The sequence below is a fragment of the Nonomuraea sp. NPDC000554 genome, from assembly GCF_040300065.1.
Lineage (GTDB): Bacteria > Actinomycetota > Actinomycetes > Streptosporangiales > Streptosporangiaceae > Nonomuraea.
Map to the genome: position 1 here is coordinate 121,180 of NZ_JBEPDC010000024.1, position 25,457 is coordinate 146,636.

Annotated in this window: 22 protein-coding genes; 9 read left to right on the top strand and 13 right to left on the bottom strand. The window is 71.2% G+C overall.

All coding sequences use genetic code 11. The features are described 5' to 3' along the window. Nucleotides 1-3: 3 nt before the first annotated feature. The 9 genes from ABT294_RS36485 to ABT294_RS36525 all read right to left on the bottom strand — a co-directional run bounded on the left by ABT294_RS36485 (nt 4) and on the right by ABT294_RS36525 (nt 8,366). On the bottom strand, nt 4-669 hold the full coding sequence (locus ABT294_RS36485) for a VOC family protein (protein WP_350810916.1): 666 nt from the start codon (nt 667-669) through the stop codon (nt 4-6). Beyond that, complete coding sequence (locus ABT294_RS36490; RefSeq protein WP_350810917.1) at nt 666-1,247, bottom strand: alkylhydroperoxidase domain protein; 582 nt, start codon at nt 1,245-1,247, stop codon at nt 666-668. Before ABT294_RS36490 ends, ABT294_RS36485 begins: the two co-directional genes overlap by 4 nt. After that, on the bottom strand, nt 1,244-1,840 hold the full coding sequence (locus ABT294_RS36495; protein WP_350810919.1) for a CMD domain protein: 597 nt from the start codon (nt 1,838-1,840) through the stop codon (nt 1,244-1,246). The genes ABT294_RS36490 and ABT294_RS36495 overlap by 4 nt, the downstream gene beginning before the upstream one ends. Then, nucleotides 1,837-2,874 carry a putative FMN-dependent luciferase-like monooxygenase gene (locus ABT294_RS36500; RefSeq protein WP_350810921.1) on the bottom strand — a complete coding sequence of 346 codons (1,038 nt, stop codon included), beginning with the start codon at nt 2,872-2,874 and terminating at the stop codon, nt 1,837-1,839. Before ABT294_RS36500 ends, ABT294_RS36495 begins: the two co-directional genes overlap by 4 nt. Next, complete coding sequence (locus ABT294_RS36505; RefSeq protein WP_350810922.1) at nt 2,871-4,418, bottom strand: dipeptide ABC transporter ATP-binding protein; 1,548 nt, start codon at nt 4,416-4,418, stop codon at nt 2,871-2,873. Before ABT294_RS36505 ends, ABT294_RS36500 begins: the two co-directional genes overlap by 4 nt. Beyond that, nucleotides 4,415-5,194: an ABC transporter permease gene (locus tag ABT294_RS36510; RefSeq protein WP_350810924.1), complete on the bottom strand. Its 780-nt coding sequence runs from the start codon at nt 5,192-5,194 to the stop codon at nt 4,415-4,417. Before ABT294_RS36510 ends, ABT294_RS36505 begins: the two co-directional genes overlap by 4 nt. Next, on the bottom strand, nt 5,191-6,123 hold the full coding sequence (locus ABT294_RS36515) for an ABC transporter permease (RefSeq protein WP_350810925.1): 933 nt from the start codon (nt 6,121-6,123) through the stop codon (nt 5,191-5,193). Before ABT294_RS36515 ends, ABT294_RS36510 begins: the two co-directional genes overlap by 4 nt. Then, the gene (locus tag ABT294_RS36520; protein WP_350810927.1) at nt 6,120-7,748 is read right to left on the bottom strand and encodes a TIGR04028 family ABC transporter substrate-binding protein; all 1,629 of its coding nucleotides are present in this window, start codon (nt 7,746-7,748) and stop codon (nt 6,120-6,122) included. Before ABT294_RS36520 ends, ABT294_RS36515 begins: the two co-directional genes overlap by 4 nt. 111 nt (nt 7,749-7,859) lie before the next feature. Then, nucleotides 7,860-8,366, bottom strand: a complete 507-nt coding sequence (locus tag ABT294_RS36525) for a DinB family protein (protein ID WP_350810929.1) — start codon at nt 8,364-8,366, stop codon at nt 7,860-7,862. Nucleotides 8,367-8,457: 91 nt separating this feature from the next. Here ABT294_RS36525 and ABT294_RS36530 point away from each other — a divergent pair, with 91 nt between their 5' ends. Further along, nucleotides 8,458-9,018: a hypothetical protein gene (locus ABT294_RS36530; protein WP_350810930.1), complete on the top strand. Its 561-nt coding sequence runs from the start codon at nt 8,458-8,460 to the stop codon at nt 9,016-9,018. Further along, nucleotides 9,018-9,989, top strand: a complete 972-nt coding sequence (locus ABT294_RS36535; protein WP_350810931.1) for an amino acid--tRNA ligase-related protein — start codon at nt 9,018-9,020, stop codon at nt 9,987-9,989. The genes ABT294_RS36530 and ABT294_RS36535 overlap by 1 nt, the downstream gene beginning before the upstream one ends. A gap of 19 nt (nt 9,990-10,008) precedes the next feature. Here the strand turns inward: ABT294_RS36535 and ABT294_RS36540 are convergent, their stop codons facing one another. Continuing rightward, nucleotides 10,009-11,835, bottom strand: a complete 1,827-nt coding sequence (locus ABT294_RS36540; RefSeq protein ID WP_350810932.1) for a hypothetical protein — start codon at nt 11,833-11,835, stop codon at nt 10,009-10,011. Nucleotides 11,836-11,967: 132 nt separating this feature from the next. Between ABT294_RS36540 and ABT294_RS36545 the strand changes: the two genes are divergently transcribed. After that, entirely contained in the window at nt 11,968-12,846 is an 879-nt protein-coding gene (locus ABT294_RS36545) for a TauD/TfdA family dioxygenase (RefSeq protein WP_350810934.1), read from the top strand. Nucleotides 12,847-12,886: 40 nt separating this feature from the next. Next, a complete protein-coding gene (locus ABT294_RS36550) occupies nt 12,887-14,230 on the top strand; it encodes a preATP grasp domain-containing protein (protein ID WP_350810935.1) in 1,344 nt (447 codons plus the stop codon). Nucleotides 14,231-14,376: 146 nt separating this feature from the next. On the opposite strand, the gene ABT294_RS36555 is transcribed toward ABT294_RS36550, so the two are convergent. Both ABT294_RS36555 and ABT294_RS36560 read right to left on the bottom strand, forming a co-directional pair. Continuing rightward, nucleotides 14,377-14,820 (bottom strand): hypothetical protein, encoded by a 444-nt coding sequence (locus ABT294_RS36555; RefSeq protein ID WP_350810936.1) that lies wholly within the window; start codon nt 14,818-14,820, stop codon nt 14,377-14,379. 178 nt (nt 14,821-14,998) lie between these two features. Further along, nucleotides 14,999-17,251 carry a M9 family metallopeptidase gene (locus tag ABT294_RS36560; RefSeq protein ID WP_350810938.1) on the bottom strand — a complete coding sequence of 751 codons (2,253 nt, stop codon included), beginning with the start codon at nt 17,249-17,251 and terminating at the stop codon, nt 14,999-15,001. A gap of 154 nt (nt 17,252-17,405) precedes the next feature. Here ABT294_RS36560 and ABT294_RS36565 point away from each other — a divergent pair, with 154 nt between their 5' ends. The 3 genes from ABT294_RS36565 to ABT294_RS36575 all read left to right on the top strand — a co-directional run bounded on the left by ABT294_RS36565 (nt 17,406) and on the right by ABT294_RS36575 (nt 22,291). Further along, the gene (locus ABT294_RS36565) at nt 17,406-18,362 is read left to right on the top strand and encodes a LysR family transcriptional regulator (protein WP_350810939.1); all 957 of its coding nucleotides are present in this window, start codon (nt 17,406-17,408) and stop codon (nt 18,360-18,362) included. A 102-nt stretch (nt 18,363-18,464) separates the two neighbouring features. Next, a complete protein-coding gene (locus tag ABT294_RS36570; protein ID WP_350810941.1) occupies nt 18,465-20,714 on the top strand; it encodes a WD40 repeat domain-containing protein in 2,250 nt (749 codons plus the stop codon). A gap of 185 nt (nt 20,715-20,899) precedes the next feature. Beyond that, nucleotides 20,900-22,291, top strand: coding sequence for a hypothetical protein (locus ABT294_RS36575; RefSeq protein WP_350810942.1), 1,392 nt, complete (start codon nt 20,900-20,902; stop codon nt 22,289-22,291). Between the two features lie 87 nt (nt 22,292-22,378). Here the strand turns inward: ABT294_RS36575 and ABT294_RS36580 are convergent, their stop codons facing one another. After that, on the bottom strand, nt 22,379-23,599 hold the full coding sequence (locus ABT294_RS36580) for an MFS transporter (RefSeq protein ID WP_350810944.1): 1,221 nt from the start codon (nt 23,597-23,599) through the stop codon (nt 22,379-22,381). Between the two features lie 386 nt (nt 23,600-23,985). Between ABT294_RS36580 and ABT294_RS36585 the strand changes: the two genes are divergently transcribed. Both ABT294_RS36585 and ABT294_RS36590 read left to right on the top strand, forming a co-directional pair. Beyond that, nucleotides 23,986-24,504, top strand: a complete 519-nt coding sequence (locus ABT294_RS36585) for a hypothetical protein (protein WP_350810946.1) — start codon at nt 23,986-23,988, stop codon at nt 24,502-24,504. After that, nucleotides 24,504-25,442, top strand: coding sequence for a DUF4097 family beta strand repeat-containing protein (locus ABT294_RS36590; RefSeq protein WP_350810948.1), 939 nt, complete (start codon nt 24,504-24,506; stop codon nt 25,440-25,442). Before ABT294_RS36585 ends, ABT294_RS36590 begins: the two co-directional genes overlap by 1 nt. Nucleotides 25,443-25,457: the final 15 nt, after the last annotated feature.

Below are 25,457 nucleotides of genomic sequence, written 5' to 3' on the forward strand. Positions count from 1 at the left end.
TCCTCAGCGCAGGGTGACGGTGCCGAGCGGGGTCTCCAGCTCGGCGCGCAGCTCGATCTCGGCCCCTTCCACGACGTCCAGCTCGACGCCGAGCGCCGCCAGGTCGCGCCGCAGCGCGGCGGGGTCGGGATGGGACGCGGACAGCGAGGTCAGGCCCAGCCGCGGCAGGCCGGAGGCGGCGGGATGGGCGGTGGCGCCCCAGTCGATGAGGAACGGCACCGGCCGGACCCGCGCGGGGTCCTCGCGCCGGGTGAGCCGCCATTCCAGCAGCGTCCCGGCGGGGGTGCGCCGCGACAGCGGGGCCACGTCCCCCGGGTCGTAGCCGCGCTCGCGGGCCTGCCGCACCGACGCGTCGAGGTCGTCAGGGTGGACGGCCCACGCGGCCAGGCGCGGCTCCGTGAGCGTCTCCAGACCGAAGGCGCGGGGACGGGTGCCGGGCGCCGCGGCGGGGTCCGGCCCGATGATCTCCAGGTACGCCGTCGGGCCGAAGCCGACGAGGTAGTTGGCGGTGCCGCCGGGATGCCTGCCCCCGGCGACCGGGGTGACGCCGGTGCGCCGGGCGAACTCGGCCACCCCGGCCTCCAGGTCGGGCACCGCGTAGACGAGATGGTCGAGCTGCGGGTCGATCACTCGGCTGTCCTTCCGCTGGTCGGCGCGTGGGTCGGTCACTTGGACGCCTTTCCTGCTGTCGGCTCTGTCGGTTCCCCGAGCGAGAGCATGAGCCGGTTGGCCCAGTTGAAGAACGCGGCGGCATGCAGCGTGTCGCTGATCGCCAGATCGTCCAGCCCGGCGGCGCGCAGCGCCTCGATGTGCGCCTCGCCCAGCTGGCCTGGGGTCGCCGCCAGCGCCACCGAGGCGTCGACGACGGCCCGCCACCGTCCGTCCTGGGGCGCGTCGACGCCCTCGTCGAGCAGCCGACGCACGTCGTCGGGGCGCTTGGAGTAGTGGGAGGCGAACCTGGCGTGCACCGACGCGCAGAAGACGCACCCGTTGCGGCGCGAGGTCGCCGTCGCCGCCAGCTCGCGCTCCGCGCGTGGCAGCCCGCCCTTGGCGTTGGAGAAGATGTCGTTGTCGGTCTTGGTCCGCGCGTGCAGGATCTGCGGGTCGCGGGCGAGCAGCAGGAAGTACGGCGAGCCGGCGCGGGCCCTGTCGACCAGCGCCTCCCAGTGCTCGTCGGTCAGCTCGTGCTCGGCCAGCGGCTCCAGCCACGGTGTCCAGCCGAGCTGCTCCTGGGTGAAGCCGGTCATGACGGTGATCCCTTCTGGGCGGCGCCGAGCAGCCGCAGCCCGGCGACCACCCGTACCTGGAAGCTGAGGAAGGCGACGAGCTGGGAGAGCGTCACGATGCCCGTGGTGCTCCAGCCCGCCTCCGCGAGTGCCAGAAGCGCCTGGCGGCCGGCCTCGCGCGGGCGGAAGACGAGCAGGTGCGCGTGCTCGAACGCGGCGGCGAGCCGCCCGCCGAGCGCGTCCGGGTCGCCGGGACGGTAGCGCAGGCCCTCGTCGCTCTCGGCGGCCAGCGGCCCGTCCGCCGGGTAGACGCCGTAGGGGCCCGTCGTGCTGCCGGCCGCGATCTCCGTGTGGACGGCCTCGAGCAGCCCCGGCGCGAGCTCGGCGAGCCGGTCGGCGTAGAAGGCGGCCACCACGGCGTCGCCGTGCAGCCCGGTCACGAACGCCGCGACCGCGTCGCGTTCGACGAGGGTCGCCTCGTCCTCGGAGTCGGGGGCGAACAGCGCGTCGAAGCTACGCTGGGCATGCTCGCGGGCGTCTGGGCGCTCGTCGCGCAGCCGGTCGAGGTGCGAGCCGGGGACGATCCCGGCCAGGCGGTCGATGACGTCGGTCACGTGGTTCTCAATTCAGTGCTCAATTCGGTGCTCAATTCGGTGCTCGATTCGGTGGAGGGGACCCAGCCGAGCGCGGGCGCGACCTCGGTCGCGAGCAGCTCGATCGAGCGCAGGATGAGAGGGTGCGGCGGGTCGACCGAGTGCACCTGGAAGACCAGGTCGGTCACCCGGTCGAGGGTGGGGTCGGCGAGCAGGCTCTCGACGACGTCCTGCGGCGTGCCGAGGTGCACGTCGAACGCGGTGATGCGCTGGTCGAGGCCGCTGTCGGGCAGCTCGAACGGCAGCCGTCCGCGGCCCAGGCCCAGTTCGGCGTAGCGCAGCGCGTCGGCCCTGCTGTCGGCCACGAACGCGGTGCGCGAGGCCATGATCCGCGGCGTGGCTCCCGAGGGCAGGTTGTCGTAGTACGCGTCCACGATGGGCCGCTGGATGTCGGCCAGCGTCGCCTGCGGGTCGTCCGCCGGGCGCGGCTGGGTGCGCGACAGCATCAGCCCGTTGCCCGCCCGGCCCGCGCGGGCGCCGCCGCTCACCGAGAAGGTGGCCTCCCAGACCGCGTCGAGCAGGCGCGGCGCGGCCGGGTAGAGCCGGTTGCCGCCGCCGAGGTCCCGTCCGGACCACGCGTCGAGGAGGGTCGCGAGGTGCTCGGCGTAGATCTCCGAGCGGCGCGCGCTGTCGTGGCCGAACGCGGCGAACGACGAGGGCGTGCCGCCGCTGCCGACCCCCACCTCCAGGCGGCCGCCGGTCAGCAGGTCGAGCACGGCGGTGTCCTCCGCCACCCGTACCGGGTGTTCGAGAGGCAGCGTGATGATGCCGGTGCCGAGCCGGATGCGGCTCGTCCGGGCCGCCACGTGGGCGAGGAACACCAGCGGCGCGGGCAGCCCGCCCTCCTCGCCGTCGAAGTGGTGCTGGGCCACCCAGGCCGAGTCGAACCCGGCGTCCTCGGCGTGCCGGATCTGCTCGGCGGCGAGCCGGTACCTCTCGCCCGCCGGGACGTCGTCGAGCAGCCTGGTGAAGAACCCGAGCCGGCGGCGGGTCATCGCACCGGCTCCGGGATGGCGGCGAGCAGCTCGCGGGTGTACTCGTGGCGCGGGTCGGTGAAGACCTGCTGGGTGGTTCCGAATTCCACTATGCGTCCCTTTTTCATGACGGAAACGGTGTGCGAGATCTGCCGCACCACGGCGAGATCGTGCGAGATGAACAGGTAGGTCAGGCCGAGGTCGCGCTGGAGCTCTTCCAGCAGGTCGAGGATCTGCGCCTGCACGGTCACGTCGAGCGCCGAGACCGCCTCGTCGAGCACCACCACCTCGGGGTCCAGGGCCAGCGCGCGGGCGATCGCCACCCGCTGCCGCTGCCCGCCGGACAGCTCGTGCGGCCTGCGGCCGAGCACGTCCGGTGGCAGCGCGACCCGCCCGACGAGGTCCCTGACCCGGGCGCGGCGGGCGTCCCTGTCGCCCAGGCGGAAGTTGCGCAGCGGCTCCTCCACGATCTGCGCGATCGACTGCCGAGGGTCGAGCGAGCCGTAAGGGTTCTGGTAGACGAGCTGGACGCGACGGCGGAACTCGCGGTCGGCCCCCGCCCCGGCGACGGTCACCGTTCCCCGGGTCGGTCGGGCGAAACGGGCGACCATGCGGGCCGTGGTCGTCTTGCCCGACCCCGACTCGCCGACGAGCGCGTGCGTGCTGCCGCGCCGCACCTCGAAGGAGACGCCGTCGACGGCGCGGAAGGGCCGCCTGCCCACGCGGAACTCCTTGACCAGGTCGCGGGCGACGATCACGGGTTCGGTGTCCGGCGGTGTGCGGAACTCGCGGGCGGTCAGGGCGGGGGCGTCGTCCAGGAGGCGCCTGGTGTAGGCGGCGGCGGGGGCCGCCAGGACCTCGCGGGTGCCGCCCTGCTCCTCGATGCCGCCGTCGCGCATCACGACCAGCCGGTCGGAGCGGCCGGCGGCCACGCCCAGGTCGTGCGTGACGAGCAGCACCGCCGTCCCGAACTCGGCGCGCAGGTCGTCGACGAGGTCCAGGATGCGCCGCTGGACGGTGACGTCCAGCGCGCTGGTCGGCTCGTCGGCGATGACCAGCTCGGGTTCGAGCGCGATCGCGATGGCGATGAGCACCCGCTGCCGCATCCCGCCCGACAGCTCGTGCGGGTACTGGCGGGCGCGCACCTCGGGCTCGGGCAGCCCGACGCGGGCCAGCAGGTCCAGGACGCGCCGCGCGATCGCCCGCCGGTCACCGCGCCGGTGGATGCGCAGCACCTCGCCGATCTGCGCGCCGACGGTCTTGACCGGGTCCAGCGAGTTGGACGGGTCCTGGGGGATCAGGCCGATCCTGGCGCCACGGACCGACTCCATGCGGCGGGAGGACCAGGTCGCGATGTCGGTGCCGCCGAGCAGGATCCGGCCCCGGTCGATCGTGCCGTTGGACGGCAACAGGCCGATGACGGCGTGCGCGGTGGTCGTCTTGCCCGAGCCGGACTCGCCGACGACCGCCACCACCTCGCCCGGCTCGACGGTGAAGGAGATGCCCTCGACCGCCCGCCTCCCGCCGTAGGAAACGGCGAGGTCGTCCACCTCCAGCAGGCTCATGCCCGCTCCCTTCCGATCGAGCGGCTGATGCGGCCGGCGGCGAGCACGACCGCCACCACCACGGTCCCCGGCAGCGTGGTCAGCCACCAGGACGTGGCCAGATAGTTGCGGCCCTCCGAGATCAGCAGCCCCCACTCGGGGGTGGGCGGCTCAGCGCCGTACCCGAGGAAGCCGAGCGTGGAGATGGCCAGGATGGCCACGCCGAACTGGAGGGCGGCCAGCGCGATCACCGGGCCGAGCGAGTTGGGCAGCACGTGTCTCCACAGCACGGCGGTGAACCGTCCGCCGCTGCCGAACGCCGCCTCCACGTAGTCGGCCTGCCGCACCCGGACGACCTCGGCACGGGACAGCCGGGCGAACGCCGCCACCGAGCCGATGCCCACCGCGATCGCCACGTTGACCGTGCCGGGGCCGAGCAGGATGATCACGGTCAGCGCCAGCAACAGGGCGGGGACCGACAGCAGGACGTCGACCACGCGCATGACGGCCTCGTCCAGCAGGCCGCCCACCGCGCCCGCCAGCAGCCCGAGCAGCGTGCCGACCAGCAGCCCCACGGCGACCGCGACGAACGCCCCGGTCAGCGAGTGCACCGAGCCGTGCACGACCCTGGCGAACAGGTCGCGGCCGACAGCGTCGGTGCCGAACAGGTGCTCGGCGCTGGGCGGCTGGAGCTTCTCGGCCGGGACGCCCGCGATCGGGTCGTACCCGGTGAAGACGCTGGGGACGGCGGCCCAGAGCACCACGACGGCGATCACGATCCAGGACAGGACTCTCACGCCGCCGCCTTCAGCCGCGGGTCGAGGAGCGGGAACAGCACGTCCACGACCAGGTTGACGAGGACGAACACGGTGGTGGCGAGCACCACGACGGCCAGCATCACCGGCGTGTCCTGGGCGTTGACTGCCTGCTCCGTCAGCCGTCCGATGCCGTTGCGGCCGAAGACGGTCTCGGTGACGACCGACCCCGCGATCAGCTCGCCGAACGTCAGCCCGGCGACGGTCAGCGTCGGCAGCAGCGCGTTGCGCGCCACGTGCCGCCACAGGATCCACCAGCGCGACGCCCCCTTGGCCGCGACCACCGGCACGAACGGCTGGGTGTGGACCTGGTCGATGCCGCGGGCCAGCACCTGCGCGATCGGCGCGGAGATCGGCACGGCCAGGGTCAGCACGGGCAGGATGAGCTGCTGCGTCGCGCTCCCGCCGATGACCGGCACGAGCTTGAGCCGGAACGAGAAGACCTGGATGAGCAGGATGCCGAGCCAGAACGCCGGAACCGAGATGAACAGCGACGGCATCGACAGCAGCGCTCCGCGCAGCCAGGACGTGCGGCTGTAACCGGCCGCGAGCGCGATGACCACCGCGATCAGCACGGCGAGCAGGAAGGCGGCGGAGGCCAGCTTGGCCGTCTCCGGCAGCGCCTCGGCCAGCCGCTCGACCACCGGGGTGCCGGTGTCGATGGAGTAGCCGAAGCCGCCGCTCAGGAAGCCGAGCAGGGTGTGCAGGTAGCCGGCGACGGGCGACAGGCCGCCGCCGTAGTACGTCCGGATGTCCGCGATCTGCTGCGGCGACAGGCCCAGCTCCGGGTTCTGGAACTTGATCAGGATGGAGTCGCCTGGCAGCAGTTGGAGGAGCACGTAGCCGGCGGTGAAGGCGACCCAGAGCACGAGGGCCGCCTGCCCGACCCGCCGCAGCAGGTAGCCGGTCACCGGTTCGACAGCCAGACCGAGTAGAACGACGGCCTGGCCACCGCCTCGAAGTCGACGCCGTGCACGTACGGCGCGGCCCCGTACACCTGGGGCTCCTCGAACAGCGGGATCGCGTAGCCCTGGTCGACCACGTACCGCTCGATCTCGCCGACCTTGGTGTTGCGCTGGGCGTTGTCGGGTTCGGCGGACTCCTCCTCCAGCAGCGTGTCGAGCTTCTTGTCGGTCGAGAGGATGACGTCGCGGTTCTTGCTGTGGAAGTGGCTCTTGATCACGTCCTGGTCGGCGCGGCCGACCATGCTGTGGGCGATGGCGGTCTTCTCGGCGTTCTTGATGTCCACCGCCTGGGTGCCCGAGTCGGCCGGCCTGATCTCCAGCTTCACGCCGATCTTGGCCCACTGCTGGGCGACGAGTTCGAGGGTCTGCTTCGACAGCGGCTGCGGCCCGGAGACGAAGACGCCGAGCTGGAGCTTCCTGCCGTCCTTCTCGCGGACGCCGTCGCTGCCGCGCACCCATCCGGCCTTGTCGAGCAGCGCGTTCGCCGTGCCGGGGTCGTAGGCGAGCTCCTTGGACAGGTCCACGTAGCCCTGGGCGAGGTGGCTGAGCACGGAGGTGGCGACCGGGTAGCTCGCCGTGAACAGGGTGTCGACGACCTCCTTGGCGTTCGTGCCCGCCTGGAGCGCCTTGCGGACGTCGAGGTCGCGCAGGATGCTGTTGCCGGGGCGGAGGTAGAGGCCGTTGTTCACGCCTCTGGTCGGCTCGGCGTAGATGGTGAAGCCGGCGTCCTTCACCGTCTTCTCGTCGTACGCCTGGACGTACCGCACGAAGTCGGCCTGGCCGGACGTGAGCGCGCCCACGCGCACGTTGTCCTCGGGCGTCACGATGATCTTGATCTTGTCGAGGTACGCCCTGCCCTGGTGCTGCGAGGCCGGCGGGGCCCAGTTGTAGTCCTTGCGGGCGGCCAGGTCGATCTCCTTGTCGACGACCTGCTTCTCCACCGTGAACGGGCCCGAGCCGATCACGTTCTTCAGCTGGCACTGCTCCTCGTACGGCAGCGAGAGCGTCTTCTTCGACACCAGCCCCGCGCCGATGACCGAGGTGCCCTGGAGGAAGCCGGGCGACGGCTTGTCGAAGTGGAACCTGACGGTGTGGGGGTCGACGACCTCGCTGCGCTCGTAGTTGTTGACGAACTCGGCCGGGGGGAGCTTGAGCGCGGTGTCGCCCTTGCCGTACACGTCGAAGTTGGCGGCGACGGCCGCGGCGTCGAGTGGGCTGCCGTCGCTGAACGTCACGCCCTCGCGCAGATGGAAGGTGTACTCGGTGGCGTTCTTGGCGATCTCCCACTTGGTGGCGATCCACGGGTGGATCTCCAGCGTCTTCGGGTCCTGCCAGGTGAGCTTGTCGGTGAGCTGGTTGAGCACGCCGCCGTTCGGATAGAAGCCGGCCGCGGGCAGGTAGAGGCAGGTCGGAGGCTGGTGTTCGAGATAGGTCAGGGTGCCGCCGTGAACCGGTTGGCTCGCCGCCTGCGCCGAGCCTGATGGTCCGCCGCCACAGGCGCCGAGGAGCCCCACGACGGCGAGCCCGGCGAGGCTCGCTCCCAGCTTGGACCGCGGTCTGGGTGAAGACATGGGGGTAGCCCTTCGTGAACAGTCGTCCCTTGCTCGGAATCCACTATAACCTACCTAAAAAGTAGGATTAGTGGGGAGGGAGGGTGGAACACGCGGCCCGGGGCCGGTCGGCTACTCGCCCGTCACACCGTCGATGCGCTCGCGCAGCAGGTCGGCCTGGCCGTTGTGCCGGGCGTACTCCTGGATCAGGTGGACGAGGATCCGGCGGTGGGAGACGTCCTGACCGTCGCGCTGCCGCTTGGCCATGGCGTCCAGCGGCAGCTCGGCCGAGATCTTCCGGGCGCGCTCCATCTCGTCCTGCCAGGTGGCGAACGCCTCCTCGACCGAGGCCGTGTCGACCTCCTCGAAGTCCGCGTCAGGGTTGGTCTCCTTGCCGTACAGCAGAGGGATGTCCTCGTCGGCGATGTTCCGCCGGAACCAGGCCCGCTCCACGTGCGCCATGTGCCGGACCAGCCCGAGCAACGACAGGTTCGACGGCGGCACGGCACGCTCGCGCAGCTGCTCGTCGGACAGCCCCGCGCACTTGACGGCAAGGGTCGCCCGATGCCATTCGAGCCAACTGTTCAGGACGGTGCGCTCGTCGCCACTGAAAACGGGGGGCATGCGGTTATCGGTCATGGGCGGCAACGTACCGCCTGACCAGCCGCTCTTGATGAGGGCCACGGCTTTTCCTACATTGAGGTGGTCCGGCGCGAGCGGGGAGACAGCAATGGCGGCACCACCTCGTGCCCTCCTGATCAGCGGTCACCTGGTCGACGCCCCCGGCAGGCCCGCCGAGCGCTTCCCGCAGCGGCTCGCGTCCCGCGTCCGCGACGAGATGAGCGCCGTCCTCGACGGGTGGGCGATCGGCCCGGGAACCACGGTGATCACCGGAGGCGCGCGCGGCGCCGACATCATCGGCGCGGAGCAGGGCGTGCTCCGGGGGGCCCACCTCGTCCTCTGCCTCGCCCTGCCCGTCAAGGAGCTGGAACGGCGGTCGGTCGAGCTGCTCGGCACCGACTGGCTGGACCGCTTCCACCGCCTGCTCCCGCGCGCCGACGTCCGCGTGCTGCCCGGCCGGGCAGTCGCGGGCGACGAGGTGTTCGCGCGGGCCAACCAGTGGATGGTCGAGACGGCCCGCGACCTCGACCCCGACCCCTTCGCGCTCGTCGTCTGGGACGGAAAGGAGGGAGACGGCCCAGGCGGCACCTCCGACCTCGTACGGAGGCTCGGCCACCCGATGGACGACCCGCGCCTCCGCGTCATCGACCCCGCGACCTTGGAGCCGTAGTGAGCCTCACGCCAGCGCAGACCTACCAGTGGACCGGCCTGGTCCTGCAGTCGCTCCGCCGCAGCCTGCTCGACCACGGCTTCCTGGAGATCCTCCCCGCCGTGCTGTCCGCCAGGGCCGAACCGGGCGCCCGGCACACGATCGCCGTCATGGGAGACAGGGCCAGACCCGCGGTGGAGACGGTGGACGGCCAGGTCGTGGTGTCCGGGAAATGGGCGTACTACCTGCCTGTCAGCCACGCGGTGGAGAAGCAGATGGCCCTGGAGCACGCCGACCGGGTCTACTGCCTGGCCCCCTGCGTGCGGCTGCTCATGGACGACGAGGACGTGTCCGGCAAGCACCTCTACACGTTCTTCCAGGTGGAGATCGAATGGCGCACCTCCGACATGGACGAGGTCTTCACCGTCGGCGAGAGCATCCTCAGCGCGTTCTCCCGTCACCTGGACCAGGCCCTGGGCGACGAAGCCGCGCGCGGGCGGCTGGCCGGGCTGCGGGCCACCCCCTACCCCCGCGTCCCCTTCGCCGACGCGCTCGACCTCGCGGGCCGCAAACCCGACGAACCCCGCACCGCCGACCTGACCGGCGACGAGGAACGCACCCTCACCGGCCACTTCGCCTCCCCGTTCTGGATCTACCGCTACCCGCTCGGCGTCCGCGACTCCCTCTACCACCTGGGCGCCGACGGGCTGCAGGAGACCTACGACCTCATGCTCCCCGGCAGGCACGGCGAACTGGCCACCGGCGGGGTCAGGCCGCAGAGCGCGGCGGAGATCGCCGAACAGTCCGAGCGGCTCGGCGGCGAACCCAACCGGGCCTACGCCGAATGGAAGGAGCGCGCCGGCGTGCAGACCGCGGGCTTCGGCATCGGCCTGGAGCGGCTCGTCCGATACTGCGCCGACGCCGCCGGCGTCCTGGACCTGCGCGCGGCCCACGACTCCGGCCCCAACCGGCGCATCGGCGAGCCCGGCTGACTCGGTTCCCGAACAGGGCTCAGTTCTCGAACAGGGCCACCTCGCGGGCCCCGCTCGCCAGCACCTGCCGCACCGTGCCGTCGAGGTCGGACTTGAGCTTGCGCAGCCCCGCCGGGCCGAGCGAGTACAGGATGCAGCGCAGGTGCCGCAGGTCGAACGGGACGTCCTCCATCGACTGGGTGAGCAGGATCGCCGGCTTGCGCAGGACGTGGGCCAGGCCCAGCTCGTACAGGACGTTCGGGTTGCGGCCCGTGAGCTCGGCGATGACGACCCGGGCCCGCCTGATCGCATGCCAGATGTCCTGGATGATGGCCGAGGTGCCGAAGATCTCGTCGCCCCGGTAACAGCGCAGGCCGAAGCCGGCCTCGTCGAACAGCGGAAGGACGATCTCCTTGTAGATCTCGTCGAGTTCCGGACGGAACGGCATGAGCACGAAGCAGGTCTCGACGGCGGCGTTCTCGTCGCTGTCCCGGCCCACGAGCAGGCTCCGGTAGGAGCTGCGCAGCGACTGCCTGGCCCCGACCGTCGACACGTCCAGCGTCTCGAACTCCTGGAGGATCGGGACCAGGGTGGCCTCCACCCCGCGCAGGTCTTCCAGGAGGCGGTCGGCCTGGTACGTCCTGGCGCTCAGCACCGACTCGTGGCCGTGCACCACCACCGGCTGCCACTCGTCCTCCAGGGTGCGCACCAGCTGCCTGGCGCTGACGGCGGAGGCGAAGAAGTTCGACAGGTAGCCGCGCATCTCGGTGATCCGCTCGTAGAGTTCGAGCAGGTCCCGGCTGAGCAGCTGCTCCCTGTCGACCAGGACGCTCATCTGCCCCACCGTGCGGGCCAGGTTGGTGTCGACGAGCAGCTGCTGCGCCTTGCCCGAGACCTGGCGGGCGTTCCCCGCCATCTGCTCGACCAGCCGCCGCACCTCCGGCACGTACGCCTCACCGACCGCGCCGAGATACGACGACAGCCGCAGCAGCTCGGCCAGCGACCGGAATATCTCCAGCGACACCTCGTCGTCGTGCGGATGCGTCGCGTCCGCGACCAGCAGGAAAAGGTCCGGGGTTTTCCCCATGCGCGGCTGACCGGTCATTCCCACGAATCCGCTCGAATACAGCAACGCGTGCTGCTCGCCGATTCGGGTCGCCGTAATGGTCTCTTTGAGCGCCGCCAGAAGTGTGCGGCTGAGGAGCGGCTTGAACCGGGAATGGTCGCCGGACCAGATCCGGTCGGGACCCGGAACGCGCACCCCGTAAATGAACGCCAGTTTCCGGAGTTCTTCGGACGGATAGGCGAACTGTCCGAGATCGAACACCAGGGCCGAGAACAGGTTGTCGATGGCGACATAGACGTCGTCCACCAGGATCCTGGCCGCCTCGTCTGGAGACCGCCCGTCCTGGGGCGCCCGCGAGCCGTCGTCCTCGTCGGACACGAACGAGGGCTCGTAGGTCCAGTAGCTGATGACGGTCGCCGCGGAGTGCGCCTCGCCCGGAAGGTCCAGGGAGATCCACAGGTCAGGATAGGTCTTGAGCACTCGCAGCCACGCCTTGAGCTGCCGCTCCCACTCCAGGTCGAACTGGCCGTCGCGGACGTAACGCTCCATCTCCCGCTGCACGACCTCCGGCGGCAGCACCACGCGCCCCACCCACGGATCCGACTGGGCGCGCTCGAAATGGCCGCCCACCTCGGCCGCGCCGCGCAGCGGCACCGCGCCGGGGCGGGCCGGCACGAAATAGCCGCCCGCGCCGACCATCAGCGCGGCGAAGGCCGCGGGCCGCGAAACGCCCTCCTCGTCGGCGACGAAGTTGTAGAGCCCGGCGAAATACAGGCCGGTGCATTCGGCGACCCCGGTCATTGGCGCTCCGATCGGCGGGGGACGGTGGCGGAAACGACGGCTCGGAAACGGCTCTTCTCAGTGGTCTCCTCCCATGCCATTGTGAAGAGCCACCCTTCGCTATGACTATCGCATTTCCCAGGGGAGTCGGGCATGGCGAATTACTGGATCTCCGCGCAAGAACGGCGTTCGTTATCCGGCCTCCTGGCCCCGATACGCGACCTTTCCGACCTGGACGACCAGCTCTCGCTCGCGCGAACCGCGGCCGCGATGGCGTCCCTGGCCGTGCCGCTGAAGGCGTTCGCCGACGGCACCACCGACGCCTGGCTGGTCCTCCGCCACGGCGACACGGCGGTCATGGAGGGCCTCCTGCTCGGCCTGTCGGCGCTGCTCGGCGAGTGCTTCGCCTTCCAGGCGGAACGCGACGGCGCACTCGTCCAGGACATCCGCCCTGGGCGGGCCGACGCCGGCAGCCGGTCGAGCGCCGGGTCGAGCGTGGAACTCGACCTGCACACGGAGGCCGCCTTCCACCCTCGTAGGCCGGACTTCCTCCTGCTCGGCTGCCTGCGGCAACCCGGCGACGCCGTCCCCACGATGATCGCCACCGCCGAGGCGGCGCTGGCACGGCTCACGGTGGCCGACCGCGAGCAGCTGCGCCTCCCCGTGTTCCGGTTCCGCCCGCCGGCGACTTTCGTGGACGCCACGCTCTCCCCGCCCGGGCCCGTCCTCCAGGGCCCCGACTCCGCGCCGCTGCTGCGCGTCAACTGCAACCCCGGGCACACCACGGCGTCCGGGGCCGAGGCCGCGGAGGCGCTCGACCGCCTGGCCGCCGCCCTGCGAGCGTGCGCGACGCCGGTTACGCTCGACGCCGGAGACGTCCTCGTCCTCGACAACCGCCGCACCGCGCACGGCCGGCCCGCCTTCGCCGCCGGCTTCGACAGCCACGACCGCTGGCTGAAGCGCGTGTACGTCGCGGAGAACCTGTGGACCGGCCCCGGCGCACCACCACACCCAACCCGCGTGATCACCTGATGAGCACCGCTGCGGCTGCACCCGGGACGTGTGATCGCTGATGGACGCCGCCACTCTCGCCGAGGCCCTCGCGGACGAGCACCCCCAGCTGCGGACCGAGTTCGACGCCCTGGCCGCGCATCGCGACCACCTCGCGCCGGGCCCCGCCGTCGTGCTGGAGGACAGCGCGGACATCCCCCTCATCGACCGCCTGCCGGCCGCCGAGGGCTTCCAGCTTCGCGCCAGGATCCGAGCCGGGGACGGCGACCTCGTGCTCGCCAACCCGCGGCCGCCGCGCGGGTTCGAGGAGTACTACGCGGACCGGCTGGGCCTCGGGCGGGTCCGGTGGCTGCACCCGGGCGCGGGTCTGGAGCTGAGCGCGTCCACACTCAGGTCGGACGCGTGCATGCGGGAGCTGGTCGAGCGGGCGCGCGCCGGAGGGCTCCACGTCAAGCCGTACCTCGCGTCGGAGGCGGTCTGGGACCTGGTGACGGCCCTGTCGAGGGCGGCGGGCGCGCCTCTTCCGGTCGCCGGCCCACCACCCCACCTGTGCGCCCTGGCCAACGACAAGACCTGGTTCCTCCCGGTGGCCGCACGGCTCCTAGGAGAGGACTCCGTCCCGCCCTTCCGCGTGGCGCGCTCGGAACGGGAGCTCTCCCAGGCCCTGACGGACCTCCCGGCCAGGCACGTGGCGATCAGAGTGCCCACCTCCACAGCCGGCCTCGGCCTCCACATGGTGGACACGTCACCGCCCCCGCTCGTCACCCCTCCTACCGCCCCCCTCACACCCGACGATCTTCCCGCTCTCGTGATCGGCTGGCTGGAGCCGGTGCTGGCCTCGCCGAGCGTCCACCTGTGGATCCCACCCCTCCACCACGGCGACCCCACCTGTGACGGCGTCATCCTGCAGACGTTCTCCGACCCCCTCGGCACCCGCTTCAGCGGGGGCGTCACCGCGTCGCTGCCCCACCCGGTGGACGCCCGCCTCCGCTCCCACAGCCTGGCCCTCGCCCGGCTGCTCCAGCTGCTCGGCTACGTCGGCCGGTGCTCCCTGGACTTCATCCTCGTCGGCGACCACCTCGAAGACGCGGCGATGCTGTGCGTCGACTGCAACGCCCGCTGGGGCGGCGCCTCGGTCGTCGTCAGCCTGGTCCGGGCCGTGCACGGCCGGGCGCACCGTCCCTTCGCGTTCGGCTTCCTGTACGACGACCGGCTCAAGGACGCGGACCTGGGCGAACTGATCTCCCGCCTCGGCGTCGGCCCCGACGACCTCATCGTCTACAACGCCGGATGCATGGAGGGAGCCGGACGTCTCGACGTCGCCGTCCTGGCCGACTCACCCCAGCAGGCGATGGGCCGCCTCCGCAACGACATCCCTACCCTCCTGGACAAGGCCCTGCAGTGACCTTCCCCGGCGCCACGCGATCCGGGTGCGGCACGTGACGTGCGATGCGGCAGTTTGCCGACCGGCCGCTGTCGCCTGCGACGAGGCGCAGCCCGGCGTGCGGGCTGCGCCTCGTCGTCACGGGCCGACTCGGCCCTAACGGACGATCAGCGCTCGGCGGAGCAGCCGACCACCCTGATGACGTGCTTGTTCTTCACGGCGAAGCGCTCGGCATCCCCCTTGTGCCGGAAGCTGAGCTTGTGCGGGACGCCCTCTTCGTCGCGGATGTTGAGCTTCCGCATCTCGCCCTTCTCAGCGCGAATACGGACGTGCCACTTGCCGCCGTCGCGGTTCTTGACGGGGCCGACCAGGCACCCCACCTTCTTGGGCAGCCGGCACATGCCGGGATCGGTGTTCGCCGGGATGACCTGCCAGTCCTCACCCTCGAGCGAGTCGACGGGCTTGGCGCAGTCGAGCACGGGCACGGGCTGACCGGTGGAGATGACCAGGGGGCCGTCCGGCTGGTCTGCCGCGAAGGCCGGAGCGGACATCGCGGCGGTGCCCCCGAAGGCCGCCGCCGCGACGATGGCGGCGCAAAGCGCGCGTCTCATGTGGTTCCTCTTTCCGAGTGAGCGAGCATTGACGACCGGCCGGTCACGATGAAGCTTGCCGGGAGAGGTGTTAATTCCGTGTCATACCGGTCGCAAAGGGTGGCACGCCCACGTCAAGCACGCCCGGATGGCCGGGACCGGGGAGAGGCACGCCGGTCCCGGCACACTCGGCAATGCGTCAGTACTCGGTCTTGAGGGTCACGCCGGAGAAGCCCGCGGCGCCGTAGAGGCTGACGTAGACGTAGCCGGCGGGCGGGTTGGCGACGGTCAGGGTCTCGGTGTTGCCGGACGATGCGGAACGCTGGGCGTAGGCGGTGGTGGTGGCCCAGCCCGTCGGGTTGTAGTACAGGTCGGCGTTGCCGGTGCCGCCAGAGGCGGTGATGGTCAGTCTGGAGACTCCGGCGGGCAGGGAGATGTACAGGTAGGCGTAGTCACCCTGGGCGGCTGACAGGTTGCCGCGCTTGCAGTTGCGGTCGAGCTGCCGGATGTCGGCGCCGGTGCACTCGGGCGCGGAGCCGCCGCCTCCGCCCGCACAGGCCCCAGCTGCGCAATCGGCCAGCCAGGTGGACCAGTCGGAGTCGTAGCGACTTCCGATGGAGCCGGTCAGGAACGACCTCGCGGTGCTCCAGGCGCCCGTCCGGTAGGACCCGAGGACGGTCGCCACGTCGGCCGGATGCCGCTCGAACAGGTACCGCACCGCCAGGTATCCCCAGCGGTAGATCCGCGTGGTGTCGTGGGAGTAGGTGGTGTCCCACAGCGTGCTGAGCGCGTAGGTGCGCTTGCCCGCCTCGGTGATCGCCGCGTCGTAGGTCACCTTGCGGTAGGAGTAGGAGACGTACTCGGCGAAGCCCTCGATCCACCAGATGGTCGGCGTGCTGACCCCGGCGTTGAAGTCGCCGTACATGTCGAAGCGGCCGTCGAGGTAGTGGGTGTACTCGTGGTTGAGGTTCCAGATCTGGAAGTCGGGACGCAGCCACTCGGCCTCGTAGGCGATGAAGCGCGGCTGGTTCCCGGCGGTGGCCGGGTCGCCCTCGAGGTACATGCCGCCGTTGTTGGTGTCGATGCCGAACATGACGCCCGCGTACGTCTGGTAGTCCGCGCTGGAGTCGAAGACCACCACCTCGATCGTGGTGTTGTTGTCGTTCGCGACGGGGCCGCCGTCCTTGACCAGGTTGTGGAAGAACGCGTCCTGACCGGCGAGGCTGGAACACGTGCCGGACAGTTGCCCGGCGGTCATCTCCTGCGCCCGGATCTTGATGCTCGAACTGCAGGTGTGGGAGATCGGGAGGACACTCGAGGCCAGCCGCTGCTGCAGGTCGCAGGTGTCGTAGTAGGCGCAGTCGGCCTTGTCGTAGGAGTCGGTCATCTCCGCGACGCCGACCCACAGCGGCGCCGTCGGGCCGGTGATGGAGCTGCGGCCCAGCAGCTCCTTGACCTGCGGGCGGACCGTCGCGAGCAGGGCGGAGTGCTGCAGGAAGCGGCCGAGCTCACGGCCCGCGTTCGAGGTCAGGTAGGCGCGGTCGGTGCCGAGGAGCGCCAGGTGATTGACGGCGAAAGACTTCAGCGTGGTCAGCACGCCGGTGTCGGCCTGGACCGCGCTGACGAACGCGGGCACCTGGTGACCGCGGAACAGGACGGTGTAGACGTTGTTGACCGCGTTGAGCATCCACCACGAGGCGTCGTAGGAGCTGTTGTAACCGTCGAGCAGGCGCTTGACGACGGAGAGGTAGCGCGCGTTCTGCCCGGCGCTGTCGATCAGGGTGACGGCCTCTGCCAGGACCTCGCCGTTGGCGTCGCTGACCGTCCAGGCTCGGGAGGCGGCGAAGAAGGCGTCCAGCCCCGACCGGATCGCCGTGGTCAGGGCCTGGCCGTAGGAGCCGACGTCGGTGGGGTGGTACCACTGCACGTAGTAACCGGCGCGCAGGTAGAGCACCAGTTGCGCGGTGGCGGTGGTGTTGTCTCCGGGGTAGGTGGCGGAGTTGTCACGCAGGGCGTAGGCGACGGTGGCCATCTGCTCCTCGCGGAAGGCGCTGTGGGCGTCGCCACCGGTCAGGTTGAACAGCGTGTTGACACAGTCGGTGGTGCTGGCCTTGATCTGCTGCACCAAGGCGCTTCCCGTCCGGCTGGTGAAGTCGGCGACGTTGCAGGCCGCCGCCGCCTTGGTCTGCGTCCTGGCAGATGGACGGGGATGTTCCGGGGCCTTGGCCGGCTCGTCGTAGTCCCTGCGCAGGGTGTCCGTGGCGGCTGCGCGTGGGGGACGGTCCGCCGTGTCCAGCCGTGACTTGCGGACGTGAGGCGCGTCGTCGTGGGCGGTGGCGGAGGGGACTGATGGTGGTGGCTCGGATTGCGCGTGCGCGGGTGCCGTCGCGAGGGACTGGACGACGGCGCAGGCGGCTAACAGCGCTAACAGGCGTCGGGGGATCGTGCGCACTTGGACCTCCGGGGGGTGTAGGCATGGATGTGAGGTCGATTACGAGTGTGAGGTCCGTCAGCGCTCCGCAGCGATCAGGCGATCCATAAATCTCATGGATGACCACGCGGTGAATCTATAGAGCCAAGCGTGTGCAATGTCACATAATTTTTTTGTGGACCTCGACCTGAGACATCTCCGCATGGTCTGCGCGATAGCCGAGACCGGCAGTGTCACCAAGGCGGCAGCCCGCTTGGGGCTGTCCCAACCGGCGATCACCAGCCAGCTGCACCAACTCGAGGAGTGGGTAGGGGGCAACCTCTTCGTCCGGACCCGGACGGGCGCCCAGCCCACTCCGCTGGGACTACAGGTCATCTCCCGCGCCCGGATCGTCCTCCACGAGGTCGACGCTCTCGTCGACGACCTCCGCATGGCGACCTCACCGTCGTCCACGCTCAACCTCGGCTGCAACCACCTGGCCTGCGTCGCCAGCGTCGTCAACCGGGTCAGCGAACTGCTTCCCGAGCGAACCGTCTGTCTGCGGATAGAGCCGTCGACCGCGCAACTCGCCGATGCGCTGACCCACGGCTGGCTCGACGCGGCGCTCATGGGCATGATCGAGGGAGCGGAGGTCGCGCTGCGCGCCCCCGTCGTCGTGCGCACGCTGATCCCGCGGCATCCGATCTTCGTGGCGCTGTCGGCGGCGCATCCACTCGCGCAACGGACCTCGATACGGCTCGAAGAGCTGGAGCACGAGCGATGGATCAGTCCCCCAGGCGCCGACGACGGGTCGCTCGCGGCACTCCGCGCATCCTGCCGCGCGGCGGGCTTCGAACCGGACATCCGCTACGACGCGCCGAGCGGAGCGGGCCGGTTGCTCGTCGCCGCGGGACACGGCGTCCGGCTCGTGGACCCGACGTGGCCTTCGTCAGAGGGCACGGTGACGCTGCCGCTGGCGGGCGAACCCCAGGTGGCGCGCCTCGTCGTGGCGTGGCGCAGGGACCGCCTGAGCGCGGGCGTCGCCGCTGCGGTCTATCGCGGGTTCGCAAGAGCCTTCCAGGACCACGTGGACGACAACCCGACATTCAGCCAGTGGTGGGACGCCCATCCGGAATCTCACCCGGTCTTCTGACCCACGCCACGCGCAGGATGATCACGACTTGGCGAAGCACCCCGTGCCGCGGTGATCACGAACATTAGGTTCTGATCGAGCGCACGAGGAGGAACAGCGACGATGACGCTCGATCTCACCTTGCTGAACGAGGCCGGTCCGGCGCTCCTGCGTGGCGCGCTCGGCGGATCGTGGCCACCGGCCCTGCTGCGGGCCTGTCGCCGGGCGCTCCCGCGGCTCCTCGCGCTACCCGGCCCCGAACGGCTCGAGTTCCTGCGCGCGACCGCCGCGGCCGAGGAGCCGGAGGCCCTGGCGGCGTTGGACGCGGCAGGGCCGGGGACGCTGGCCTGGGAAACCGGCGAGCGGCCCACGGCCTTCCACGTCTGCCCGGCCCGGCACGACGGCCCGGTCCGGGCGGTGGCGATGGGCGAGTTCGACGGCCGCACGTTCGTGGCCAGCGGCGGCGACGACCACGTGGTACGGCTTCGCGACGCGTTCGACCAGTCGGGGCCGGACCTGGAGGGCCATACGGCGAGCGTCCAGGCCCTGGCGTTCGGCGTGGTGGACGGCCGGCCGGTGCTGGCCAGCGGCGACCACGACGGCACGATCCGCACCTGGAACCCGCTCACCGGAGCGAGCGGGTTCACCCGCGACGCGACCGGCGGCCATCCGACGGCCATGGCCTTCGTCGAGGTCGAGGGCGGGCAGGTGCTGCTCGCCGTGGCGATCGGCTTCGACAACCGCGGCTTCCCGGACGCCGACGAGGACGGGCGCGTCGACCTGCTGGACCCCGCCACCGGCGAGCTCGTGCGCGCGCTGCGTGCGGAGGAGGGGGACGCGATACTCGACCTCGCGGTGGCGAAGCTGGGCGAGCGCACGGTGCTGGCCGCTCTGAGCCCCTACGAGCTGTACGTGTGGGACGTGACCACCGGCGAGCGCACGGGGACCGCCGAACTGAGCGACGTCTGGGATGACATGGAGCAGGACGGGTTCGCCCCGCCCCTGCTCATGGGCGTGTGGAACGGGCGGCCCGAAGTCGGCGTGGTGGTTCGGATCGAACACCCGCCGGACTACACGGTGCGGAGCCGCGAGGTGGTCTACCTGAAACTGGACGACCTCCGCCACAGGACCCCCAGCCAGGGGTTCGACCGCCAGGAGGGGCCGGTGACCACGACGACCCACGCCGGGCGGAACGTGCTGCTCGTGGCGAACCACACCGACACCGGCCGGGCGTGGGAACGGCCCGCGAAGGCCGTGATCACGCACCCGGGCCACGAGACGGACGTCGACCTGGACGCCGACACCCGCCTGATCACGGCCGCCGCCTTCGGAAGCATGGACGGACACCTCTGCCTGGCCACGGCCGGACTCGACGGGACGGTGCAGCTCTGGGACGCGCAGACGCCGCACCGGCACCGGCGGATCGGCTACGGCGGGTCGGGGCTGGCGCTGTTCACCACGGCGCAGGGCGCGCCCGCCCTGGCCGTCGGCACGCACAGTGACACCGTCCTCCTGGTGGACGCGGCGAGTGGAGAGAAGATCGGCTCGGTGGGCTGCCGCCAGAGCGGTCGCGGCCACGACTGCGACCTCTCGCCCTACGACCACTGCTGCCGAGGGTTGGCGGCCGGAAACGTGGCCGGCCGTCCGTACATCGCGAGCAGTGGCTGTGCCGCCTACGGCACCATGCTGTGGCAGCCGCTGAACAAGGTCCGCGGGATCGCCCGGAAGGACGACGGCGGCCGGGTCACCTTCGGCGGCATGGATCACTCCTCACCCACCGCTCTCGCCTTCGGCGACGCCGACGGCCGGGCGCTGCTCGCAGCCGGCGCCGATGTGTGGGACCCGGTCACCCAGGAGTGCGTGGCCAAGCTGCCCAGGTGGGGGTTCTTGCTGAGCGAGAGCGCCTTCGGCAGGGCCGGAAATCAACCGGTGCTGGCCACGCGGCAAGGCGGCGAGGTGGACCTCTGGAACCCGCTGACCGGCCGGCACATCCTGGCGCTCAGCGTGGACGACGCCGGTGCGGGTTTGACCATGGGCCGGATCGCCGGTCGCGACGTCCTCGCCGTCGGCAGCGGGAGGTACGTGCACCTGTGGGACGCCGCCGCCGGGGAGCGCTGGGAGTGGGTGCCGCACACCTCGACCGTCACCTGCCTGAGCCTGGTCGAGCACGGTAACAGGGTCCTGCTGGTGACCGGGACCGAGGACGGCACGGTGGCGCTGTGGGACGCCGTCTCCCAGCGCCGCCTCGCCGTCCTGGGCGTGTTCGCCCGCCCGGTCCGCTCGGTGGCTGCGACGACCATCCGCGGGAACCTGCACGTGTACGGCCAGTCCCACTACGGACGCGTGCTCGCTTGGCGAGTCGACGTCCCCTAGCTCGTACCGTCCGAGCCCTCACAGCTGAGCACCGTGTCGGCGTGGAGGCACATGACGGTCCTCTCGCATCTGGGATGGGGGCCGACATGCTCGCAACATGATCGGGATTCACCCCTTCGCCACCAGGGCACCATAGCTCTGGGTGATCGATCGACTACCTGAAGTGGCCGAGGCGAGGGGCTTGCATGTATACGCAGGAGGCGAGCGAGACGGGCCGTCCCGGCGCTGGGAAAGCATCGGTGGCCGGCGGAGACGTCCCGCTCGTGGATCCGGAGCGACGCCTCGGTGACGCCTCGGCGCTCGCGCCGGAGGTCAGGCGGGCATGGCGGCAGGTCCGCGAGCGCGTCGTGGCCGAATCCCTGATGCAGGTAGCCCAGCCTGGCGAGGAACGCAGGCCGTTCCCCGTGTTGCCGATGCTGGCCGCGCTGCACCCCGAGGCCGAGCCCGAGCTGCGCCGCCGGGTCACGGGCGTGGTCGGCTGCCTGGAGCAGCTGGTGCGGCAGTATCCGGCCGACGCCGAGCTACAGGAGTTCTTGGCGGTTCCGCCACTCCTGCACCGCTGGATCATGGAGGAGCCCGGTGGGCGGGAACTGACCATCGACTACTGCCGGCTGGACCTGCTGGGCAGCGACCTGGGCGACGTGCGCGTGCTCGAGTTCAATCCCAGCAGCCCGGGCGGGGTGATCTCGTCGGGCATGCTCACCCGGTTCTGGCGCGAATCCTCGCTCGGCCCGGTCCTGGCCGACTGGGCGGCACCCCCGGCCCCCTTCGAACGCCACGACTGGTTCGCCCGCTGGCTGCTGGAGTACGGCCGCGAGCGGGGCGTGCCCGACAACGGGCACCCGATCGGGCTCTACCACGCCAGCAGAAGCACCAGATTCGAGCTGGACCAGGTCCAGCGCCAGCTGTCCGGCTGCGGGCGCGAGGCCATGCTGATGCGGCCGTGCGAGGTCGGTCGCGCCGACGGCGTGGAGCTGGGCTACTTCAAGTTCATCCCGATCGAGCTGGACGAGGTTCCGCAGTGGGATCGGTTCTGCGCCCGCCTCGTCGAGGGCACCATCGTGGTGCCCAACCGGCTGGGAGCGCGCTGGGTGGCGGAGAACAAGCTGTGCCTGGCGGCGCTGTCCGACCCTCGGTTCCGCCGTCTCTTCCACGGCTCCGACGCGGCTCAGCTCGACACCCTGGTCCCCTACAGCCGCAAGCTGGGTGACGGCATCGACGAGGCGGAGGTGATCAGGCGGCGGGAGGAGCTGGTGCTGAAGGCGCCCTACAGCTTCCACGGCAAGGACGTGCACATCGGCGGCGAGCATGACCAGCGCTCATGGGAGCGCGTGGTGAGCGCGCCCGGCCATCAGGGCTGGCTGGTCCAGGAGCGTCTGCGGGCCGGAGCGCTGAACGCCGGCGACGGCACCCCCTACCTGCACGATCTGGTCGTGCCGGTGCTCGGCGGGCGGGTGATCGGCTACTCCTCCCGGGCGAACACCGGCCCGCTGCTCAACGGCGCCCAAGGTGGCGGCGCGTACACCCTGTTCAGCCCGCATCCACTGGACGACGCGGCCCACTCGGGCGGTGGATGAGCCGCGGTGACCCTCGGGCGCATCAGCGGGGCCCGCGCTGCGTCCCTCTGCTCCCGAGACCGCTGGACGGGTCGTGTTCGTGAGCGGTCACGGATCGGACAGGTCGGGTGCGGCGAGCCTGGCGGGCCGCAGCATCGACAGGCCCCAGCCGCCGAGCGCGACGACGGACGTCAGCACGCCGCAGAGGACGAATCCGGCTGAGACGTCGGCCGCGGTCAGCACGGGAAGCAGTAGCATCCCGACCGTCTCGCCGGCTCTGACCACGGTCACGTCCAGGCTCATCAGCCGCAACCGCACCGGCTGCCGGAACGCCGACAGGCGGGTCAGCAAGGTCACCGACATGAACGGCGTGGTGATCCCCAGCAGCACGCACAGGACGAGCAACGCCGTCGAAGAGGGCGCGATCCCGAGCGAGGCGACCATCAGGCCGAACGCGGTCCACGCGCCGCAGTACGAGCCGGGGAATCGGCCGATCGAACGCAGGTTCCCCACCAGCACGTTCCCCAGCAGCGCGCCGGCGCCTATGCACGCCGAGGCGCCCGCGTACGTGCCCGCGCCCTCGCGCAGATGCACGGTGACCAGGATCGGCAGCGCGATCGTGACCGTCGTGAACAGCGTCGCCACGCCGTGGACGGCCACGGCGCCCGCGATGTCCGGGTGCGCGCGCAGCAGCGGACGTATCGGCGACGTGGCGACCGGGACCACCCCCGCCCCCGCGACGCTGCCGGCCGCCCGCCGCCCGAGCCAGGCCAGCGCCGTCGCCGACACGATGAAGGTCGCGCCGTCGATCACGTACAGGACGGTCGCGGGCAGCGACGCCAGCAGGAGGGCGGCCGCCCCGGGCCCCGCGAAGCGGGCGATCCGGTCGGCGGAGTCCAGGAGCGCCACGGCCTGTCGCACCTGATCCGGCTGGACGAAACCGGGAAGCAGCGCCTTGAGATTCGGCTCGAACAAGGCTCCCAGCAGCCCGTTGACGCCGGCCACGACGAACAGCCCGGCGAGGTCCGGCCCGGCGATCGCCCACCAGATCGGTAGCGCGATCACTGCCAGCGCTCGTGCGAGGTCGATGACGGCCAGCGCGGACAGCGATGCCAGCCTCGCCAGCAGTCGCCGTCCGGTGACGCCGACGACGACGTACGGCAGGGCTCCCGTCAGGGCGACGAGGCCGAGCAGGGCCGTGGAATGCGAGGTCTGCCACACCAGCCACACCACGGCGAGCATGTACAGGCGGTTCCCGACAACGGAGAACGTCTGCGCCGCCCACAGGGCGCACAACCTCCGGTGGCGCAGCAGCCGCACATAGCGCATGGCCGTCGTCCTCAGGCGGGGGTGGCCACGCGCGGGCCCACAGCTTGGGGTGCGCCTGGGCACACGAGCGTGCATCCTCTCCACGAACCGTCGTCCGGCGCGACCTGCGTCCGAGACGGCACGTACCTACCCTGCTACGAAGAGTGACTAACCGTGCTCGACGGCCCCTGGCGGACGTGCCGCAGGCCGCGCCGGCAACCCCAGGAGGCGTTCAGGCGGACGACCGAACGCGCTCGCTGAGCTGCGGCGTTCGGCCAGGCGGCCGAGTGGGGGGCCGAACGCGGACGGCTCGCGCAGATCGGCACGATCACACATGACGCCTCGATGACGCCATACGGGAGGCGCATCCCCTTGCAGCGACGCCATCATGGTGTCATGATGACGCCATGGACCTTGCGCCGTATGTCGATCGACTCCGCCGCGACCTCGCGATCGCCGCCGGAGCGGGCGGCGAGGAAGCTCGTGCGCTGGCGGAGCGGCTCGCCGCCACGCTCGAGTCGGCCACCCGGCTCGCGCTGCTGGAGGCCCTGTCAGCCGCCGCGGACGAGATCACCCAGGACCTCGCACCGGGCTCGGCCGAGGTGCGCCTGCGCGGACGCGACCCCGCTTTCGTCGTGACACCACCGCCGAGCGCCCCCTCGTTCGCGGAGGGGGGCGAGATCGGACAGGTCGAGAGGCCGCCACCCCTCGACGCCGACGAGGGCGGCACGTCCCGGATCTCGCTCCGGGTCCCCGAGCAGCTCAAGCCTCGCATCGAGGAGGCGGCCACCCGCGACGGACTGTCGGTCAACGCCTGGCTGGTCCGCGCCGTCTCCGTCGCGCTCGACCTCGGTGACTCCGGCCGCCGCACCAGCCGGCCCCCGGCTCAGCAGACCGGCAACCGCTTCAGCGGCTGGGTGCGCTGATGACCACGTCAACCCACGGCAAGGGGGCCGGAATGCCGACCTTCGACACCCCCGAACCCATCCTCGCCGTCCTCGACCTGGCGACCGCCGACATCCGCGTCAACGCGAGCGACCGCGCCGACACCGTCGTCGTGGTACGCCCGAGCGACGAGCTCAACGATGCCGACGTGCAGGCCGCCCGGCACACCCACGTCGAGTACGACGACGGCAGGCTCCTGGTGCGGACCGACAAGGAGCACGTCGGCGCGATCTCCGGCTGGGGCCTCTCGTTCGACAAACTCGTCGAGTCGCCCATGAGCTGGGCGCGTTCGCTGGTGCTCGGCCCGGGCTCGCTCGACGTGACGATCGAACTGCCGGCCGGCTCCCGCCTCGACGCCAAGACGACGGGGAGCCTGCGCTGCCACGGCCCGCTCGGCGAGGTGACGCTCACCACCTCCTATGGCGACATCCGGGTCGAGCAGGCCGACCGGCTACGGCTGAAGAGCACCTACGGCGACATCTCGGTGACCCGCGCGTCCGGGCACGCCGAGGTCACCACGTCCCACGGCGGCATCCACATCGGCGAGATCAACGGCACCGCCGCGGTCAAGACCTCCCAAGGGGAGGTCCGCCTCGGCGAGGTGACCGGCGCCCTGCGGCTGAACAGCGCCCACGGCGACATCACCGTGAACCGCGCCCTGGCCGGCGTCGTCGCCAAGACCGCGTACGGCAGCGTGGAGATCCGCGAGGTGGTGTCCGGTTCGGTCGTCATGGAGACCACCGGCGGCGGGCTGGATCTCCGGATCGTGGAGGGCACCGCCGCCTGGCTGGACGTGAGCTCCCAGTACGGCACCGTGACCGTCGCCCTCGACCCCGGCGACGTCCCCGGCCAGGCCGACCAGGTCGTAGAGGTGCGAGCCCACACCACCTACGGCGACATCACCATCCACCGTTCCTGACAAACGTTCCCTGAC

Coding starts and splice junctions, on each gene's coding strand:
- ABT294_RS36490 (WP_350810917.1), bottom strand. CDS start 1,247: ATGACCGGCTTCACCCAGGAGCAGCTCGGCTGGACACCGTGGCTGGAG.
- ABT294_RS36500 (WP_350810921.1), bottom strand. CDS start 2,874: ATGACCCGCCGCCGGCTCGGGTTCTTCACCAGGCTGCTCGACGACGTC.
- ABT294_RS36505 (WP_350810922.1), bottom strand. CDS start 4,418: ATGAGCCTGCTGGAGGTGGACGACCTCGCCGTTTCCTACGGCGGGAGG.
- ABT294_RS36520 (WP_350810927.1), bottom strand. CDS start 7,748: ATGTCTTCACCCAGACCGCGGTCCAAGCTGGGAGCGAGCCTCGCCGGG.
- ABT294_RS36525 (WP_350810929.1), bottom strand. CDS start 8,366: ATGACCGATAACCGCATGCCCCCCGTTTTCAGTGGCGACGAGCGCACC.
- ABT294_RS36530 (WP_350810930.1), top strand. CDS start 8,458: ATGGCGGCACCACCTCGTGCCCTCCTGATCAGCGGTCACCTGGTCGAC.
- ABT294_RS36540 (WP_350810932.1), bottom strand. CDS start 11,835: ATGACCGGGGTCGCCGAATGCACCGGCCTGTATTTCGCCGGGCTCTAC.
- ABT294_RS36545 (WP_350810934.1), top strand. CDS start 11,968: ATGGCGAATTACTGGATCTCCGCGCAAGAACGGCGTTCGTTATCCGGC.
- ABT294_RS36550 (WP_350810935.1), top strand. CDS start 12,887: ATGGACGCCGCCACTCTCGCCGAGGCCCTCGCGGACGAGCACCCCCAG.
- ABT294_RS36555 (WP_350810936.1), bottom strand. CDS start 14,820: ATGAGACGCGCGCTTTGCGCCGCCATCGTCGCGGCGGCGGCCTTCGGG.
- ABT294_RS36570 (WP_350810941.1), top strand. CDS start 18,465: ATGACGCTCGATCTCACCTTGCTGAACGAGGCCGGTCCGGCGCTCCTG.
- ABT294_RS36575 (WP_350810942.1), top strand. CDS start 20,900: ATGTATACGCAGGAGGCGAGCGAGACGGGCCGTCCCGGCGCTGGGAAA.
- ABT294_RS36580 (WP_350810944.1), bottom strand. CDS start 23,599: ATGCGCTATGTGCGGCTGCTGCGCCACCGGAGGTTGTGCGCCCTGTGG.
- ABT294_RS36585 (WP_350810946.1), top strand. CDS start 23,986: ATGGACCTTGCGCCGTATGTCGATCGACTCCGCCGCGACCTCGCGATC.
- ABT294_RS36590 (WP_350810948.1), top strand. CDS start 24,504: ATGACCACGTCAACCCACGGCAAGGGGGCCGGAATGCCGACCTTCGAC.